This window comes from Pseudomonas sp. PDM21 (genome assembly GCF_014852505.2).
Taxonomy (GTDB): domain Bacteria; phylum Pseudomonadota; class Gammaproteobacteria; order Pseudomonadales; family Pseudomonadaceae; genus Pseudomonas.
Genome location: NZ_CM181223.1, coordinates 3801317 through 3819494, shown reverse-complemented (window position 1 = coordinate 3819494; position 18178 = coordinate 3801317). Strand labels below are relative to the sequence as shown.

16 protein-coding genes are annotated in these 18178 nt (G+C 66.2%); 6 read left to right on the top strand and 10 right to left on the bottom strand.

What is annotated here, in order from left to right; translation table 11 throughout:
- Nucleotides 1-10: 10 nt before the first annotated feature.
- The 8 genes from IB275_RS17505 to IB275_RS17470 all read right to left on the bottom strand — a co-directional run bounded on the left by IB275_RS17505 (nt 11) and on the right by IB275_RS17470 (nt 8508).
- The gene (locus tag IB275_RS17505) at nt 11-970 is read right to left on the bottom strand and encodes an HlyD family secretion protein (protein WP_192295775.1); all 960 of its coding nucleotides are present in this window, start codon (nt 968-970) and stop codon (nt 11-13) included.
- A complete protein-coding gene (locus IB275_RS17500) occupies nt 971-1177 on the bottom strand; it encodes a DUF1656 domain-containing protein (protein WP_045207441.1) in 207 nt (68 codons plus the stop codon).
- Entirely contained in the window at nt 1167-3332 is a 2166-nt protein-coding gene (locus IB275_RS17495; RefSeq protein WP_192295774.1) for an FUSC family protein, read from the bottom strand. The genes IB275_RS17500 and IB275_RS17495 overlap by 11 nt, the downstream gene beginning before the upstream one ends.
- Nucleotides 3333-3432: 100 nt before the next feature.
- Nucleotides 3433-4338: a LysR family transcriptional regulator gene (locus tag IB275_RS17490; protein WP_081520426.1), complete on the bottom strand. Its 906-nt coding sequence runs from the start codon at nt 4336-4338 to the stop codon at nt 3433-3435.
- A gap of 103 nt (nt 4339-4441) precedes the next feature.
- Complete coding sequence (locus IB275_RS17485; protein ID WP_192295773.1) at nt 4442-5224, bottom strand: SDR family oxidoreductase; 783 nt, start codon at nt 5222-5224, stop codon at nt 4442-4444.
- Between the two features lie 177 nt (nt 5225-5401).
- The gene (locus IB275_RS17480) at nt 5402-6427 is read right to left on the bottom strand and encodes a zinc-binding dehydrogenase (RefSeq protein WP_192295772.1); all 1026 of its coding nucleotides are present in this window, start codon (nt 6425-6427) and stop codon (nt 5402-5404) included.
- Nucleotides 6428-6485: 58 nt separating this feature from the next.
- Complete coding sequence (gene dkgB / locus IB275_RS17475) at nt 6486-7289, bottom strand: 2,5-didehydrogluconate reductase DkgB (protein ID WP_192295771.1); 804 nt, start codon at nt 7287-7289, stop codon at nt 6486-6488.
- A 19-nt stretch (nt 7290-7308) separates the two neighbouring features.
- On the bottom strand, nt 7309-8508 hold the full coding sequence (locus IB275_RS17470; protein ID WP_192295770.1) for an MFS transporter: 1200 nt from the start codon (nt 8506-8508) through the stop codon (nt 7309-7311).
- A 177-nt stretch (nt 8509-8685) separates the two neighbouring features.
- On the opposite strand from IB275_RS17470, the gene IB275_RS17465 reads away from it, so the two are divergent.
- The gene (locus IB275_RS17465) at nt 8686-9042 is read left to right on the top strand and encodes a GFA family protein (RefSeq protein WP_225601671.1); all 357 of its coding nucleotides are present in this window, start codon (nt 8686-8688) and stop codon (nt 9040-9042) included.
- Between the two features lie 271 nt (nt 9043-9313).
- Here IB275_RS17465 and IB275_RS17460 read toward each other — a convergent pair whose 3' ends face one another.
- Nucleotides 9314-10768 (bottom strand): high affinity choline transporter 1, encoded by a 1455-nt coding sequence (locus tag IB275_RS17460; protein WP_192295768.1) that lies wholly within the window; start codon nt 10766-10768, stop codon nt 9314-9316.
- A gap of 383 nt (nt 10769-11151) precedes the next feature.
- Between IB275_RS17460 and IB275_RS17455 the strand changes: the two genes are divergently transcribed.
- The 3 genes from IB275_RS17455 (at nt 11152) to IB275_RS17445 (ending at nt 13380) form a co-directional block, all read left to right on the top strand.
- Nucleotides 11152-11745, top strand: a complete 594-nt coding sequence (locus IB275_RS17455; RefSeq protein ID WP_192295767.1) for a DedA family protein — start codon at nt 11152-11154, stop codon at nt 11743-11745.
- 82 nt (nt 11746-11827) lie between these two features.
- Nucleotides 11828-12709, top strand: a complete 882-nt coding sequence (locus tag IB275_RS17450) for a Dyp-type peroxidase (protein WP_192295766.1) — start codon at nt 11828-11830, stop codon at nt 12707-12709.
- Nucleotides 12710-12966: 257 nt separating this feature from the next.
- Entirely contained in the window at nt 12967-13380 is a 414-nt protein-coding gene (locus IB275_RS17445; protein ID WP_192295765.1) for a cupin domain-containing protein, read from the top strand.
- Nucleotides 13381-13523: 143 nt separating this feature from the next.
- Here IB275_RS17445 and IB275_RS17440 read toward each other — a convergent pair whose 3' ends face one another.
- Nucleotides 13524-14858 carry an MFS transporter gene (locus tag IB275_RS17440; RefSeq protein WP_151186998.1) on the bottom strand — a complete coding sequence of 445 codons (1335 nt, stop codon included), beginning with the start codon at nt 14856-14858 and terminating at the stop codon, nt 13524-13526.
- 543 nt (nt 14859-15401) lie between these two features.
- Between IB275_RS17440 and quiC the strand changes: the two genes are divergently transcribed.
- Nucleotides 15402-17312, top strand: coding sequence for a 3-dehydroshikimate dehydratase QuiC (gene quiC / locus IB275_RS17435; RefSeq protein WP_192295764.1), 1911 nt, complete (start codon nt 15402-15404; stop codon nt 17310-17312).
- Nucleotides 17313-17410: 98 nt separating this feature from the next.
- A complete protein-coding gene (locus IB275_RS17430; protein WP_192295763.1) occupies nt 17411-18076 on the top strand; it encodes a TetR/AcrR family transcriptional regulator in 666 nt (221 codons plus the stop codon).
- Nucleotides 18077-18178 lie beyond the last annotated feature (102 nt).

The following is an 18178-nucleotide window of genomic DNA, read 5'->3' as shown; positions in this document are numbered from 1 at the left end:
AGATCGGGGTCTAGCGAGCGCCTTCGACCACGCTGACGGTGGCAGTGGTGCCGGCGCGCAGGCGGTCGCGGCCCTTGTAGTCCGGGGCGATGGCGATGCGCACGGGGATGCGCTGGGCGAGTTTCACCCAAGTGTAGCTTGGGTTGATGTTGGCCAGCAGCCGCGCGCCGGCGACGTTCTCGCGGTCGGTGATGGCGAAGGCGATGCTCTCGACGCGACCGTCGAAGCGCTCGCCACTCATCAGCTGCACGTCCACCCGATCCCCCTCGCGGATACGCGGCAGCTTGGTCTCCTCGAAGTAGCCGCCGACGTAGAAGGAGTCGCTGTCCACCAGCGCCACCAGTGAATGGCCGGCGGTTGCGTAATCGCCGGCGCGGGTCAGCAGGTTGGTCACGTAGCCGTTCACCGGCGCCACCACCTGGGTGCGCTCCAGGTCCAGGCGTGCCTGCTTCTGCGCGGCCTCGGAGAGCGCCACATTGGCCTGCGCCAGGCCCAGGTTGGCCTGTTCGCGCAGCAGCTGGGCCTCGGCCACGGTGACGTCGGTCTGGGCCTTCTCCCATTCCTCGTTGGAGATCGCCGAACGCGCCTTCAGCGCCCGGCGGCGGACTTCCTCGCTATGGCGCTGCTGCAACAGCGCCTGGTTGGCAGTGATGGCCGCCTGGGACTGGCCGAGTGCGGCGCGGGCAACTTCCACTGCGCGGTCGGCGTGCAGCACCGCCAGCTCGTAGCGCGCCGGGTCGATGCTCAGCAGCAGTTCGCCCTTGCTGACGTGCTGGTTATCCTTCACCCGCAGTTCGACGATACGCCCGGTGACGTCCGCCGAGAGCGTCACCACGTCGGCGCGCACGCGGGCGTCGCGGGTCCAGGGCGCGCGGGTGTAGTAGGTCCAGGCGAAGTAACCGAGGATCAGGGCGAGGGCGACCACGGCCAGGGTGATCAGCGGCGGCAGGGCTTTGCGCAGGCTGGCCATTCAGTGCAGGGCTCCCATGAGCAGGATCAGGCCTGCGCAGATGCAGGCATAGAGCGCGCCTTCGAACAGCGCTTCGTGCCAGACCAGACGCAGGACGCCGAGGCGACGCAGACTCCAGTCCAGCAGTAGGAAGATCGGCAGGGCCAGCAGCAGCGCCTGGGCCAGCGGCGGCAGGTAGACCCCGCCCAGTTCGATATCAACGGGCATGCAGCGCGGCTTCCCCGTGGTCGTCGTGGAGGTCGGCGGATTCGCCGTAGAGGTCACGGAAGCGTTCCAGCAGGTCGGCGGCCACCAGCAGTGCGACGCCGCTGACGAACACCGGGCGCATGGCATCGCCGCTGGGGTAGTTGCCGTGGCTTTGCAGCTCGTCCAGCTCGTTGCCCAGCTCGCGGATGGCCGGCAGTACCCGGTGCAGCGGCGCGGCGGGTGGCTGGTCGAGGCAGGCGGCAAGTTCATCCAGCAGCAGCGACAGCCGCTCGCGCAGGGCTTGCGGCAGGCCGTTGGGGTTCAGGCTCTCGCGGCGCAACTGATGCAGCACCACGCCCAGCGTCATGCTCGCCAGGCTGCACTGGAAGCGTTCGCCGGACTGGCTGTCGCGCGCCGCCGGCAACAACCCGAGCATGATCGCCAGGCGATCCACCATGCGGCTCTCGAACAGGAAGCGGCGAGCTTCGCTGGGCTTGGACAGCAGTACCGAGCGCACCTCGGCGCGGGTGCGGCGCGACTGGCGGCGCAGACGCGCATCGGCGTCAAAGGGGAACACCCAGGCGTAGACCAGCAACGCCAGCACACCGGCACTGACGTAGCCGCCGGCGAACTCGAACCATTGCAGCGAGGTGTTGATCCACGCGCCCTGGTTCTGCGGGCCGACCAGCAGGAAGGTCGATAAGCCCAGACCGATGCCGATCCCGGCTGTCTGCGGGTTGGCCAGCCCGACTGCGATCACGTACAGCAGCGGCGTGAGGAACAGCGCGAGCATCTCGAAGTCGCCAACGCTGGGCAGCAGCAGGAACTGCAGCAGCGCCGCCGCCACCAGCGCCATCGCCAGCCCGCGCATGTAGGCCAGGCTCGCCATCAGTGGGCGTGGGAAGGTGGCGAGCAGGGAGCAGAGGATGCCGATCAGGATCATCCCGGCGCGGGCACCGTCCCAGGCGGTCTCGATCCAGATCCAGCCCGCGCAGCACAGCGCGACGAAGGCGCGGGTGGCGTTCATCGCGGCGAGGTGAAAGTCCAGGTGCAGGGCGTGGGCCTGGCTCTGCGGATAGGAGCTGCTGCCGGGGCGGCCTTCCTGAATCGCCTCGCTCAGCTCGATCATCTCATCGAGTTGCTGCATCAACCGCGCCTGCTCGAAGCGCAGCGCCCAGGCCAGTGAACGCAGTGACGTGGGCAGGCCGTCGGCCAGTTCTTCCGCCTGCCGAGCGGCGGCGTCGAAGCGCTGGCGCAGCTGGGTGATGCGCTTGCGGGTGGCGCCGGGCAGGTCGCGGCCGAACTCGGCCAGCTCGGCAAGGCAGGCCAGTTCATCCTCGCGCAGGCGCCGCACGGATTCGGGCAGCGGGCCGCTCAGGCGCGCTTCGATCAACTTGCGCTGGCGCCGCAGGATGGCCAGGCGCGAGGTCATCAGCACCAGTTGGTTGGCCAGTTGCTGCACCAGTTCATCGGCGCCGCGCAGGCGCGGGGCGTCGAAATACAGGTGGCGGCGCAGCATTTCCAGGGCTGCGATCTCGCCCAGCAGTTGCTTCTGCCGTTGCTGGAAGTCTTCCTCCAGCTCCTCGCCACGGATCACCGCGGCGGCGTGCACGGCAATCAGGCGGATCAACTGGTCGACCTTGGCGAAATAGCCGCGCGCCACACTCTGCGGGCGGGCAAAGAACAGACTGACCAGGGTCACGCAGGCAACGCCCAGCAGGGTTTCGGTGACGCGGGTGATGGCCAGGGTGTAGGTGGATTCGGGCGCCGGCTGGGCCAGCAGCGCGACGATCACCGCGGTGAAGCCGCTGAGGACGAAGGCGTGGGAGTAGGTGAAGCGCATCAGGGTGCCGCCGGCCGTACAGAGCGCCAGCCAGAGCGCGAGGGTGACGATGAAAGGCAGTGGCGCCTGGGGGAACAGCGCCATGATGGCCACGGCGACCATGGCGCCGATGGTGGTGCCGATCACCTGGGCGAAGCTTTTCTGCAGGGTCATGCCGGCCAGCGGGGTACTGATGATCACCACGGTCATGGTCGCCCACTTGGGCTGGTCGAGGTCGAGCAGGAACGCCAGGTACAGCGTCAGCAGCCCCGCGAGCACGGTGCGCAGGGCGAACAGCAGGGTATCGCGGCCAGGATGGATGATGGCGCGCAGGTACAGCAGCATGGGTGACATGCCAGGCCCTCGATCTCTGCGGGAAGACGCCCCGGCGGTGGAGCGTCGCGAACCCTGTTGAGTGTGGTCGAGGTTTTCCGGCTGTGGGAAATTTCTTGGCTTAGCCGGTGGCGTGCAGCGACTGCGCCAGACGCTCCTGGATGAAGTCGAGGAAGCACTGGATGCGCAGCGCCAGCTGCGAGTTGCGGTAGTACACCGCGTGGATCGGCTGGCGGCGCTCGCTGGTCATCTCCGGCAGCACGCGCACCAGCCGCCCGGCGCGGATGTCGTCACAGGTCATGAAGCTGGCGAGGCAGGCGATGCCCTGGGCGCCGATGGCCAACTGGCGCAAGGTCTCGCCGCTGGAGGCGGACAGCGACGGGTCGACCGTGAGGGTGTCGCCCCCTGCGTGGCGGATCGGCCAGACGTTCAGTGCCTCGGGCTGGGTAAAGCCCAGCAGCGAGTGGCCGAGCAGCTCTTCCAGGTTGGTCGGGGTACCGTGGCGCTCAAGGTATTGGGGAGCAGCGAGCAGGTTCAGGCGGCTGCTGCCCAGCGGACGGGCGTGCAGGCTGGAGTCGGCGAGATGGCCGATGCGGATGGCGATGTCGGTGCTCTGTTCCAGCAGGTCGATGTTGAGGTCGTTGGTGTTGAGCTGCAGCTCGATGTCCGGGTAGCGCTCGCGGAAGGCGCCGATATGCGGCACTACCGCGTGGAGCATGAAGGGCGACGCCGCGTTGATCCGCAGGCGCCCGGCCGGGGATTGCTGGCGCAGGGCCAGGCGTTCTTCCAGGGCGTCCATCTGTTCAAGGATGTGGCGGGCGTTCTCGAGAAAGAATTCGCCTTCCTCGGTCAGCTTCATGCGCCGCGTGGTGCGGTTGAGCAGGGTGGTGCCGAGCTTTTCCTCCAGCTTCGACAGCGCCCGGCTCACCGCCGAGGGCGTCAGCCCCAGCTGTTCGGCGGCGGCGGTGATGGAGCCGCAGTCGATCACCGTGGCGAAGGTCTTGAGTTCGTCGGAGTGGGCTTTCATCGGCAGGCCTGTTCGGGAGCGGCGGGGGAATTGTAGAGCTTGGGGAAGTGATCGCAGGAGCGAGCTTGCTCGCTCCTGCGAAAAGCAACCGGTGCGGGATATTTCAGTAGGTGCCCGGATAAGCGCCGCCATCGAGCAGCAGGTTCTGCCCGGTCAGGTAGCCGGCATGGGCGCTGCAGAGGAAGGCGCAGAAAGCACCGAACTCCTCGGCGCTGCCGAAGCGCCCCGCGGGGATTTCCTGTTTGCCCGCATCCACCAGTTCGCCTTCGTCGCGGCAACTGAGGGTCGCCGCGCGGTGGAAGCCGCTGCGCAGGCGGTCGGTGTCGAAGGAGCCGGGCAGCAGGCCGTTGATGGTCACGTTGTTGCCCGCTACCTGCGGCTGACGTGCAACGCCGGCGACGAAGCCGGTCAGGCCGCTGCGCGCACCGTTGGAGAGACCCAGGGTGGCGATCGGCGCTTTCACCGAACCGGAGGTGATGTTGACGATGCGTCCGAAGCCGCGCTCGGCCATGCCGTCGATGGTGGCCTTGATCAGCTCGATGGGCGTGAGCATGTTCAGCTCCAGGGCGCGCAGCCAGTCTTCGCGTTCCCAGTCGCGGAAATCCCCGGGCGGGGGACCGCCGGCGTTGTTGACCAGGATGTCCACCTGCGGGCAGGCGGCGACCAGTGCGGCGCGCACCTCCGGCTGACTGATGTCGCCGGCCACTTCGCGCACTTCCACGCCCAGCTGGCGCAGCTCGGCGGCAGTGGCGGCGAGGGTGTCGACGTCACGGGCGTTGATCGCCAGGTTCACGCCCTCGCGGGCCAGCGCCAGGGCGCAGCCCTTGCCGAGGCCCTTGCTGGCGGCGCAGACCACGGCCCAACGGCCCTTGATGCCCAGATCCATGATGTTCTCCTGTTCGTTCTGAGGATTGTCCGGGGAGCGCTCTTGTAGCATGGGTGGAGCGCAGCGATACCCATGCGGCGGGTGCACGGCATCGATGGGTATCGCTGCGCTCCACGCCATCCCAAGACGTGTTCATCCTGCCAGATGGAGATTCGGCTTTACCCCGAAGCGGTCCGGTCAGGCAATGACCATCGGTGCCGGCAGGCGACTGATCGATTTACCGCTGCCTGCGCCGGACTTCAAGTGGCGAAGTGCTTCTGGCAGCTCGGCGAAGTCGAAGAACCGCTTCGCCGGCGCCTGCAACTGGCCGCTGGCGACGCTTTGCATCAAATGCTCTGCGCCGGCGCGCAGCTCTTGCCAGTCGAGGGTTTCGCCGTGGGCGTGGATGCTGTTGAGCGCCACTTCATGCAGCGAGATGGCGGTGCTGAAAGCCGGCAGCGGGGCGCCTTCCTGGCGGTCCTGGATGCACACCAGGTGGCCGTTGTAGCCCAGCAGCGGGGCGAGGCTGGCGGCGTGGTTACCGCCGATGGTGTCGAAGATCCCGTGCAGGCGACGCGGGCCGAGGGCTTCGAGCAGGTGCTGGGTCCACTGGCCGTCGCGGTAGTCGAAGACTCCGGCGACACCCAGTTGCAGCAGGTGCTCGCGGCGTTTCGCCGAGGCCGTCACCCACACGCGCAGGCCGCGTTGCAGGGCGAGTTGCGCCAGCAGGTAGCCGACTGCACCACCGGCCCCGGTCACCAGCACGTCGCGGTTGTTGCAGGCCGGCAGCTTGTCCAGCGCCTGCCAGGCGGTGAGGCCGGGGCAGGGCAGGCTGGCGGCGGTGGCGTCGTCCAGCGAGTCCGGAACCGGGTAGACGGCGCGGGCGCGCAGCAGGGTGTATTCGGCAAAACTGCCGCCGCGGGTCAGCGCCTGGTGATAGGCGACGCGGGTACCGGCGCGCAGGTTTACCTCGCTGCCCACTGCGATGACGATGCCAACACCATCCACGCCGGGCACCTGGCCTTGCTGCCAGTCGTCGCGGCCCCAGTCGATCATCTTCCAGTCCACCGGGTTCAGTGCGATGGCGGTGTTGGCCACCAGCACTTCGTCCGGACCCGGCGTGGGCACCGGCAGGCGGGCGAGGCTCAGCCCGTCGAGGCTGGCGCCGGGCGTCCAGGTCCAGGCGGCGTAGTCGTTTGCACGGGTATGGTCGGGGGCGCTCATGAGTACTCCTTGGAAACGGGACAGCCGCCCCGAAGGGCAGCTGTCAGGCAGCGATGAATCAATCCCAGGCCGGTGCCAGGCTTTCCGGGCTGGTGATGCGCTCGTTGCGCTCCAGCGCGGCGATAGCGGCCATGTCGGCGTCGGTCAGGCGCAGGTCGACGGCGCGCAGGTTGCCTTCGAGGTTCTCGCGTTTGGTGGACGAGGGGATTACCGAGTAGCCCAGCTGCATGGCCCAGGCCAGGGTGACCTGTGCCGGGGTGACGCCGTGGCGCTGGGCGATCTCGATGATTACCTCGTCGCTGAGCACCTTGCCGTAGCCCAGGGTCATGTAGGAGGTGATGTGGATGCCCTGGCTTTTGGCGAAATCGACGACCTTGCGGTTCTGCAGGTACGGGTGCAGTTCCACCTGGTTGGTGGCGATCTGGCCGGCGCCCACGGCGGCGACGGCTTCCTGCATCAGCGCGATGGTGAAGTTGGAGACGCCGATCTCGCCGGTCAGGCCCTGGGCCTTGGCTTCGGCCAGGGCGCCCATGAATTCGCCGACCGGGACTTCGCCCTTGGGCGAGGGCCAGTGGATCAGGGTCAGTTCGACGCGGTCGGTGCGCAGCTTGTGCAGGCTGTCCTTGAGGCTGGGGATCAGCTTGTCGGCAGCATAGTTCTCGGTCCAGATCTTGGTGGTCAAGTACAGCTCGTCACGCTTGACCCTGGCGCCGGCAATGGCCTCGCCGACGTCGGCTTCGTTGCCGTAGATCTGCGCGGTGTCGATGGCGCGGTAGCCCAGGTCCAGCGCGGTGCGGATGGAGTCGATGACGGTCTGGCCCTTGAGGCGGAAGGTGCCGAGGCCGAATGCGGGAACGCTCATGGGAAGTCTCCTTGGTCGATCAGTGAGTGGGAACCGCGCCAGCGGCGGCCGGTTCCATGGAATTTCTGCGGTCCAGACGGCCACTCAGGGCGGTCAGGCCGAAGGCGGCGAGGGTGACGACGGCGGCGATCCAGGGCGTGTGGCCCAGCCCCAGGTGGCTGACGACCAGACTGCCCGCCCAGGAACCGCCAGCCACGCCGAGGTTGAACGCGGCGATGTTGAAGCCGGCGGCCACGTCCACGGCATCCGGCGCCACGCGCTCGGCCTGTTGCACGACATACACCTGCAGGCCGGGCACGTTGCCGAAGGCCACTGCGCCCCAGGCCAGCACGGTCAGCACCACCAACCACGGGTTGCCGGCGGTGAAGGTCAGCACCAGTAGTACCGAAGCGAGCAGGCCGAAGATGATCTTCAGGGCGCTGACCGGGCCGCGCTTGTCGGCCAGGCGGCCGCCCCAGATATTGCCGATGGCCACCGAGACACCGTAGGCCAGGAGCACGGCGCCGACCATGTTCGGGCTGAAACCGGCCAGGTCCTGGAGGATCGGCGCGAGGAAGGTGAAGGCGATCAGCGAGCCGCCGTAGCCCACTGCAGTCATCGCATAGACCAGCAGCAGACGCGGTTGCAGCAGCACGCGGGCCTGGCGCAGCAGTGGTGCCGGCGGGGTATGCTGGATGCTCTTCGGCACGAACAGCAGGCTGCCCAGCAGGGCGACCACGCCGAAGGCGGCGACTACCAGGAAGGTCACGCGCCAGCCCAGGTGCTGGCCGATGAAGGTGCCCAGCGGGATACCGGTGACGAAGGCGACGGTCATGCCGCTGAACATGGTGGCGATGGCGCTGGCGGCCTTGTCCTTGCTCACCAGGTTGGTGGCGATGATCGATCCGACCGAGAAGAACACACCGTGGGCCAGGCCGGTAAGGATCCGCGCGATGATCAGCGATTCGTAGCTGGGTGCCTGCCAGGCCACCAGGTTGCCGAGGGTGAACAGTGCCATCAGGCCGACCAGCAAGGCCTTGCGCGGGATGCGCCCGGTCATGGCGGTGAGCAGCGGTGCACCAATGGCGACGCTCAGGGCGTAGAGGCTGACCAGCAGGCCGGCGGAGGGCAGGGTGACGCCCAGGTCGGTGGCGATGGTCGGGATCAGGCCGACGATGACGAACTCCGTCGTGCCGATGGCGAAGGCGCTGAGCGTCAGCGCCAGGAGTGCGAGGGGCATGGTGTGGGGCTCCGGACGAATGGGATGCGATGGGAGGCATTGTCCGGAAGTCAGTCATTGAGAAAAACGTGGTAAACAGCAAAGGATAGTTGAGTCGGAGTCACGAATACTCGGGTGTCTACGCTGATGTATTCATGAGGGGCAGCGATGAAGGGCATCCCCGAGGAGGATTCAGCCATGCATTACACCGGCACCTGCCACTGCGGCGCGGTGGCTTTCGCCTTCGACTCGGAGCTCGATGAGCTGGTGCGCTGCGACTGTTCGCTGTGCGGCAAGCGCAACGCCCTGATGGCGACCGTGCCGAAGGACAGCTTCCGCCTGACCCGCGGTGATCAGGCCTTGCACCTGTACCGCTGGAACAGCGGCGTCGCGCTGCATTACTTCTGCGGAACTTGCGGCATCTACGTCTACCACCAGCGCCGCAGTAATCCGGCGCTGCTCAGTGTGAATGCCTGCTGCATCGACGGCTTCGACCCGGAGTCGCTGCCGTTGCGGCGGGTAGACGGCAAGAGCATGACTACCGTGACCGGTTAGAGCCTGCAGCGGGCTTTGCCCGCAAGCAGATTCCCCGCTTGCACCGGTACTGCGGCGAAGCACCAACGCAGGATGGCGTGGAGCGCAGCGATACCCATCGATGTCCCTGCATCTGCAGCAGGGCCGGAGGGCATATAACGCGTCAGCGTTATCCGCCTTGAGGCAATCGGCGGATAACCCGTTCCGGGCTATGGGCCTACGTTCTGTGCGAGGCGGATGCCCACAAAAAAACCCCGCACAAGGCGGGGCTTCTTCTTTATCTATTGCGTGATCAGTTGGCAGCGGCAGCGGCGGCCATCTCCGACACGCTCTCGCCACGGTGCTGGCTGAACTGCGGGGCCAGGGAGCCGGCGATCATGCCCAGGGCGCTGCAGATCAGGCCCACCAGCTGCGGCGGCCAGAAGTCGCCTTCCTGGTGGCCCAGTTCCAGCGATACCCAGCCGATCAGGCCACAGGCGATGGCGGTCAGGGCGCCCTGGGTGGTGGCGCGCTTCCAGAACAGGCCGAAGAACAGCGGCACCACGGCGGCGACCAGGGTCACCTTGTAGGCGTTGCCGACCATCTCGTAGATGCTGGCGTTGGACAGCAGGGCGAACAGGCAGGTGGCGACGGTCATCGCCAGTACGCTGCAACGCATGGCCAGCAGGGCCTGGCGGTCATTCATGTTGGGCAGGAAGTGCTTGACGATGTTCTCGGTCAGGGTCACCGACGGGGCCAGCAGGGCGCCCGAGGCGGAGGACATGATGGCCGAGAGCAGGGCGCCGAAGAACATGATCTGGGCGAACAGCGGGGTACGCTCCAGGATCAGGCGCGGCAGGATCTGCTGGGAGTCTTCGGTCAGCCAGTGCTTGACCATCTCCGGCTCGATCATCTGCGCGGCGTAGATCAGGAAAATCGGCAGCATGCAGAAGACCAGGTAGCAGCAGGCACCGGTCATGGTGGCGCGCTTGGCGATCGTCTCGGTCTTGGCCGACATCACGCGGGCATACACGTCCTGCTGCGGAATGGAGCCGAACATCATGGTCACCGCGGCGCCGAGGAAGGCGACGATGTCCTTGGCCGAGGTGCCGTGCAGGAAGGTGAACTTGCCTTCGCTGGCGGCGTGGCTGATCACGTTGACCGGACCGCCGGCCATGTCGCCGATCAGCCAGACCAGGTAGAACAGACCGCAGACGATGATGATCATCTGCAGGAAGTCGGTCAGCGCCACCGACCACATGCCACCGAACAGGGTGTGCAGCAGGACGATGATGGTGCCGATGATCATGCCCTGGGTGGTGGTGATGCCGCCGTCGGAGAGCACGCTGAAGACCACGCCCAGCGCGGTGATCTGCGCGGCGACCCAGCCCATGTAGGAAATGATGATCACCAGGCTGGTGAAGATTTCCACGTGCTGGCCGAAGCGCTTGCGGAAGAAGTCACCGATGGTGAGCAGGTTCAGGCGGTACAGCGGGCGGGCGAAGACGACGCCGACCAGCATCAGGCAGCCGAAGGAGCCGAAGGGGTCTTCGATGATCCCGGCGAAGCCTTCTTCGAGGAAGGTGGCGGGAATGCCCAGCACGGCTTCGGAGCCGAACCAGGTGGCGAACACCATGGTCACGACGAGGGGGAAGGACATGCTCCGGCCAGCGGCGGCATAGTCCGAGGAGTTGTGCACGCGGGTGGTGGCGTAGAAACCGACAGCTACGGTGATCACCAGATACACCGCTACAAACCAGATCAGCATTTGTTCGTTCCGTTGGCTCGCCGGGAACCGTACTGCCGAGACGAAGCTCGGGCAGGTGGGCCACGACTGACAAAGTTGTTTTTGTTGGGTTGCGCGGCCGAGGTCATCCGGTGCACCAGGCAGTGGGAGCCGGAAAAACGTAACCAGTTGCGACAACGGGCCGCAGTCTGCCAAATCCGTCAAATATGTCAAACACTTGAATTGCTCATGAGCGAAAAAAATTACATCTCAAGACGAATGGCGCAGTTAAAGGATTGATTTGATTGGTTGCTAACGATCCTGACTGACCAGTTAGTCGTTTATTTTTTACAGACCATGTTCGATAAGCAGAACATTCGCCAGGCCGCTAGGCTCTTGGCACAGCACGTTTTCGAAGGACCTTCATGTTCGAGCATCTCGACCTCGCTCAACTGCTTTCCAGCTACGGCTATCCGGTGCTTTTCCTCGGTTGCCTGCTGGAGGGCGAATCCATGCTGCTGTTGGCGGGCATCGCGGCGCACCAGGGGCTGCTCGGCTTCACTCCGGTAGTGGTCTGGGCGACGCTGGCTGGCACCCTGGGCGATCAGTTGCTGTTCTGGGGCGGCCGCCGGGCGGGCGACCGTGCCGTGCCCTGGCTGCAACGGCATGGGCTGGCCATCGAACGGGCCACCGGGTTGATCGAGCGTTATCCGCACCTGTCGATCTTCGCGGTGCGCTTTCTCTACGGCATGCGCCTTGCCGGGCCGTTGCTGATTGGCGCCAGCCGGGTAGGGCCACTGCGTTTCCTGCTGATCAACCTGCTCGGCGCCTTCTGCTGGGCGCTGCTGTTCGCCAGCGTCGGGTACTGGGCCGGCGAGTTGCTGGAACAGTGGCTGGGCAACCTGCGGCCGTACCGTCTGCCGGTGTTCGTCGCGGTGCTGCTGGTGTTCGGCGGCCTGGCGTTGTGGCGCTACGGGCGGCATCGGCACAAGCGCAAGCAGGGCACATCCGCGAACTGATCGCCAAGTCCTTGATACAGAGCGGTTTGGATTCGCGCGCAGCGCGATTAGAATCGCCGCTCTTTCGTTCAAGGACGCTGTCATGAGCCTTTACCAGCCCGGCATTCTCGCCACCCCGGTTCCCGCCCACGCCCGCCATCTGTTCTTCGATCTGAAGTCGCTGCAGGACCTGCCCGCCGCGCTGGATCGCCTGATGCAGTTCGCCGATGGCGAACGCGCGGTGGTCGGTTTCGGCGAGTCGCTGGTGCGTGCGCTGGGCCGCCGCATCGACGGGCTTCGCGAGTTCCCGGCGATCTCGGGCGTGGGCGTCGACAACCCGTCCACCCCGCATGCCCTGTGGGTCTGGCTGCGTGGCGAGGAGCGTGGCGAGCTGCTCCTGCGCACCCAGGAAGCCCAGGCCCTGCTGGCTCCGGCGCTGGAGCTGGGTAGCCTGACCGAGGCTTTCCGCCATGGCAGCGGCCACGACCTGACCGGCTACGAAGATGGCACTGAAAACCCGCAGGACGACGACGCCAGCGCCGCCGCCATCATTGAGGGCGACGCCGGCCTGTCTGGTGGCAGCTTCGCCGCGATCCAGCAATGGCGCCACCAACTGCAGGACTTCGCTGCGCTGCCGCAGCACGAGCGCGACGACATCATGGGGCGTCGCCTGAGCGACAACGAGGAGCTGGACGACGCGCCGGAATCCGCCCACGTCAAACGCACCGCCCAGGAGAGCTTCGAGCCGGAAGCCTTCATCGTGCGCCGCTCCATGCCCTGGACCCACGGCCAGGACGCCGGGCTGATGTTCCTCGCCTTCGGCTGCACCCTGGATGCCTTCGAAGTGCAGCTGCGCCGCATGAGCGGGCTGGAAGACGGCATCACCGACGCGCTGTACCGCTTCAGCCGGCCGCTGACGGGCGGTTACTACTGGTGCCCGCCGCGCAAGGATGGGCTGCTGGACCTGAGCGCGTTGCTGGGCTGATTCTGCCGCCGCGCAGCCGAAGCCCCTCCGTAGTGCGGGGCTTTTTTTGTGGCCGCTGCGCGGCCATATCGCGGGCATGGCCCGCTCCTACAGGGGGCCGCGTGCTGTTGTAGAAGCGGGCCACGCCCGCGAAGCCGGTGTGGCACAAACCCGCCGGCGACCTCAATGGCACCCCGATCTTCCGCCGAATTGGCTGTTGGCCCTACTGGCCGCCGGGCGTAGCGTGGACTCACCTTCCCACTGCCGAGAACGCCGCCATGCCTGCCACTACTTCCCTGAAATGCCTCCTCGCCGGCTTCGGCCTGGCCCTGAGCCTGCCGCTCTTCGCCCACGACGCCACCCAGGAACAGATCGAGGTCCAGCAGGAGCACAAGCTTCCCGACGCAGCAGGCAAGAAGGGGCTGATGATCACGGTCTCCTATGCCCCCGGGCAGTCTTCCGGGGCCCACGTGCACAGCGGCTCGGTGTTCGCCTACGTGCTCGAAGGCGCGGTGATCTCCCAGCTGGAGGGGCAGAAACCGGTGACCTACCAGGCTGGCCAGTCCTGGTACGAGGCGCCGAACACGCCGCATCTGGTCTCGCGCAACGCCAGCAACGAGAAGCCGGCCAAGCTGCTGGTGTGGATGCTGCTGGACGAGAAGGCCCCGGTGCTGACACCGCTGAAGCAGTGAGCGCAAAACGCAGAACCCCGCCGATTGGCGGGGTTCTTCGTCACTGCCTCGACCCGTAGGGCGCATAACGCGCCAGCGTTATCCGCCGCACAAGACCTGGCGGATATCCTGTTCCAGGTTATGCGCCCTACGCAGTTTGAGAGTCAGGTCGCAGCGCCGGGCACCTTGCGCGGGGCCATGAAGAACATCCAGGCCAGGGCCAGGAAGTACATGGTCGGGATGATGGTGAAGAGGATCGCGTAGTTGTTGTGGGTCGCGGTGAGGATGTAGCCGACGATCTGGGTCATGAACATGCCGCCAATCGCCGCGAACATGCCGCCAAAGCCGAATACCGTGCTCATCAGGTGCTTGGGCGTGTAGTCCATCACCAGGCTCCAGATGTTCGCCGTCCAGGCCTGGTGCGCCCCCACGCCCAGGGCGATGGCGGCCACCGCGACCCACAGGCCGCTGGCCTTGGCAGCGAAGATCACGCCGATGATGGCGCAGGCGCAGATGAACATCGACAGCAGACGTGCATGGATGGAGTTCATACCGCGGCCGATCAGCCAGGACGAGAGGATGCCGCCGCCGATGCTGCCGAAGTCCGCGGTCAGCCAGATCAGCATCAGCGGGATGCCCATCTGGGTGACGCTGATGCCCAGGCCGTACTGCTGGTTGAGGAACGGCGGCAGCCAGTAGAGGTAGAACCAGAACACCGGCGCGGTCAGCGAGTAGGCCAGGGCAAAGGCCCAGGTGCCACGCATGCGCAGGATGGCGGAGAAGGGCACGCGCTCGGCTGGCGGCTCGTCGGCTTCCTGGATGTAGTCCAGCTCGCTCTGCTTCACCGTCGGGTGTTCTTCGGGGTTGAAGTACTTCAGGCTCCACAGCACCACCCAGACGAAGCCCAGTGCGCTCATGCACAGGAACGCCGCCTGCCAGCCCCAGGCCGCGAGGATCAGTGGCAGCAGGGCGGGGGTGACCATGGCGCCGACGTTGGTGCCGGCGTTGAAGATGCCGGTGGCCATGGCCCGCTCGCCGGCGGGGAACCACAGGCGCGTGGTCTTCACGCAGGCCGGGTAATTGGCCGCCTCGGTCAGGCCGAGGATGAAGCGGCAGACCATGAAGCCGGCCGCCGAACTGGCCAGGCCGTGGGCGCCGGTGGCGAAGCTCCACAGCAGCACGGCGAAGAAGAACGCGCGCTTCACGCCGATGCGGTCGATCAGCCGGCCCTGCAGCACGAAGCCGATGGCATAGCCGACCTGGAACCAGAAGTTGATGTTGGCGTAATCCATGGCCGTCCAGGCCATTTTCTCGGCGAGTACCGGCTGCATCACGCCCAGCGCGGCGCGGTCGATGTAGTTCAGGGTGGTGGCGAAGAACACCAGGGCGAGCATGCCCCAGCGCACCTTGCCGACGGCCATGGCGCCACGCACCTTGCCGAAGAAGGAGGAACCGTGCGGGGCGACCGCAGCGAGGGGAGCGGATTGCGTATGGATCATGATCGGGGCCATCCGTTATCGGGCTGACGCGCAGCCTCAGGAATTATTGTCGTGCCGCAGGCATTGCGCGTGGTCCGCCGCCGATCGGCGTGGACTGACACAAGGACGTGCGGTGGCTGGCGAAAATCAGTGCGCGCGACTGCGCCCGAGCAAGCAGCACAGGCCTGGCATCAGGCGGGCCAGGACGGTTTTCCGGTGGGGGATGGAGGCGGCGAGGCGAGGGTTGGGGAGGTACATGAGCATTTACCCGTTCTTGAAATTGTTATGGATGACACGCAGGCCATCTCGCAGCGGCTTTTGGGGGACTTCTCCAGGCAAAGGCAGGTGGCTGGAGAACAGCCGGATTGCGTCGACGTGGCTAAATCTTGAGCAGCGGCTGGAACAGCGTCAATTCGATAAACGGCCTTTGGTTCGGTAATCGAACACAAAACTAACCAGTTAGTACACTTTAAATTGCCGGCAACCCGGACCGCCAGAATAATCAGACTCAGCCGGAGACCGATTCCAACAAGCCCCTCAGCACACCCGGCAGGAGTCAAAGAAATGCAACGTTCGATCGCCACCGTTTCCTTGAGCGGAACCCTGCCGGACAAACTCGAAGCCATCGCCGCCGCCGGTTTTGATGGCGTGGAGATCTTCGAGAATGATCTCCTGTATTACGGCGGTAGCCCGCGCGACGTGCGCCGGGTCTGCGCCGACCTGGGGCTGGCGATCACCCTGTTCCAGCCGTTCCGCGACTTCGAGGGCTGCCGCCGCGACCGCCTGCCGCGCAACCTTGACCGCCTGGAGCGCAAGTTCGACCTGATGCAGGAGCTGGGTACCGACCTGGTGCTGATGTGCAGCAACGTTGCCGCCGACTCTCTGGGCGAGCGCGAATTCCTCCTCGAAGACCTCGGCCTGGCCGCCGAGCGCGCCGGCGCCCGTGGCCTGCGCGTGGGCTACGAAGCCCTGGCCTGGGGCCGCCATGTGAACACCTGGCAGCAGGTCTGGGACCTGGTGCGCGAGGTCAATCACCCGGCGCTGGGCGTGATTCTCGACAGCTTCCACACCCTCTCGCTGAAGGGCGACCCGGCGGGCATCGCGCAGATTCCGGGGGAGAAGATCTTCTTCGTGCAGATGGCCGACGCGCCGGTCCTGGCCATGGACGTGCTGGAGTGGAGCCGGCATTTCCGCAACTTCCCCGGCCAGGGCGAGTTCGATCTGGCGGGTTTCCTCGCGCCGATACTGAAGAGCGGCTATCGAGGCCCGCTGTCACTGGAAATCTTCAACGACGGCTTCCGCGCCGCGCCGCCGCGCGCCAATGCCGCGGACGGACTGCGCTCGCTGCTGTACCTGGAAGAGAAGACCCGCGAACGCCTGATCGGCGAAGGCACGCCGCAGGAGCAGCTCGACTGCCTGTTCGCGCCGCCGCCGGCCAGCCAGCTGGAGGGTGTGGAGTTTCTCGAATTCGCCGTCGACGAGGCCCTCGGCGCGCGCCTGGGTAACTGGCTCGAGCGCCTGGGCTTCGCCCGTGCCGGTGAACACCGCTCCAAGGCGGTGAGCCTGCTGCGCCAGGGCGATATCAATATCGTGCTCAATGCCGAGCCCTATTCCTTCGGCCACAGCTTCTTCGAGGCCCACGGCCCGTCACTGTGTGCCACCGCCTTGCGCGTGCGTGACGCCGCCAGTGCACTGGAGCGTGCGCAGGACTACAAGGGCCAGCCGTATCGCGGGCTGGTCGGCCCCAACGAGCGGGAGATTCCCGCCGTGCGCGCACCGGACGGCAGCCTGATCTATCTGGTCGAAGAACGCGCCGCCGGACACACCATCTATGACATCGACTTCCACCTCGATCCTGGCGCCCAACCCAGCGGCCAGTTGCAGCGCATCGATCATATGGCCATGGCGTTGCCGGCGGACGGGCTGGACAGCTGGGTGCTTTTCTACAAGGGCCTGTTCGACTTCGAGGCCGACGACGAAGTGGTGCTGCCTGATCCCTACGGCCTGGTGAAAAGCCGCGCCCTGCGCAGCGCCAACGGCAGTGTGCGGTTGCCGCTGAACATCTCGGAGAACCGCAACACGGCGATCTCCCATGCGCTGTCCAGTTATCGCGGCTCCGGGGTCCATCACATCGCCTTCGCCTGCGAAGACATCTTCGCCGAGGTGGCGCGGGCGAAGGACGCCGGGGTACCGCTGCTGGAAATCCCGCTCAACTACTACGACGATCTTGCTGCGCGCTTCGACTTCGACGACGAGTTCCTCAGCGAGCTGGCCTACTTCAACGTCCTCTACGACCGCGACGCCAGCGGCGGCGAGCTGTTCCACGTGTACACCGAGCCCTTCGAGGAGCGCTTCTTCTTCGAGATCATCCAGCGTCGCGGCGGCTATGCCGGCTACGGCGCGGCCAACGTCGCCGTGCGCCTGGCGGCCATGGCCCAGGCGCGCAACGGCACCACGCGCCGCCCCAAGGTGTGAGCCGCCACGCTTTGCCTGAAGGGTGCGGGGGCGCGCATAATCCGCGCACCCCTTCACCACAGCAGGCGCCCCTGGCGCCTGCCTGACGATGCAGAGCCATGACCGACAGCGCCACCCAGCCGATTCCCGCCGAAACCGCCCGCCGGGGCCGCAAGAACAACCCGGAGAAGACCCGCGAGGACATCCTCCAGGCGGCCATCGTCGAGTTCGTCCAGCAGGGGCTCTCCGGCGCGCGGGTGGATGCCATCGCCGAACGCATGAACACCTCGAAGCGGATGATCTACTACTACTTCGGCAGCAAGGAGCAGCTCTACCAGGCGGTGCTGGAGAAGCTCTACGGTGACATCCGCGGCACCGAGCAGACACTGCACCTGGCCGAGCTGGAGCCACTGGAAGCCATGCGCCGGCTGGTGGACTTCACCTTCGACCACCATGACCGCAACGTGGATTTCGTGCGCATCGTCAGCATCGAGAACATCCACTATGGCCAGTTCGCCTCTGGCTCCGAGGCGATCCGCTCGATGAACAGCAACATCCTGCGCACCATCGAGGACATCCTCCAGCGCGGCGCTGCCAGTGGTGCGTTCCGCGCCGGCCTGCAGGCCATCGACGTGCACATGCTGATCAGTGGGTTCTGCTTCTATCGGGTGTCCAACCGCCACACGGTGGGGTCGCTGTTCCAGGTCGAGCTGGAAGACCCGGCTATCAAGGCGCGGCACAAGGACATGATCATCGAGGCGGTGTTGCGCTACGTGCAGCCCTGAGCAGCGCTGCCACGATTGCATCAGGCGCTGGCCTTGCCGCGCCTACAGGTCGGTTCCAGCTGACTTGGAATGGTGTGGAGCGATACCCATCGCGGGTAGCGC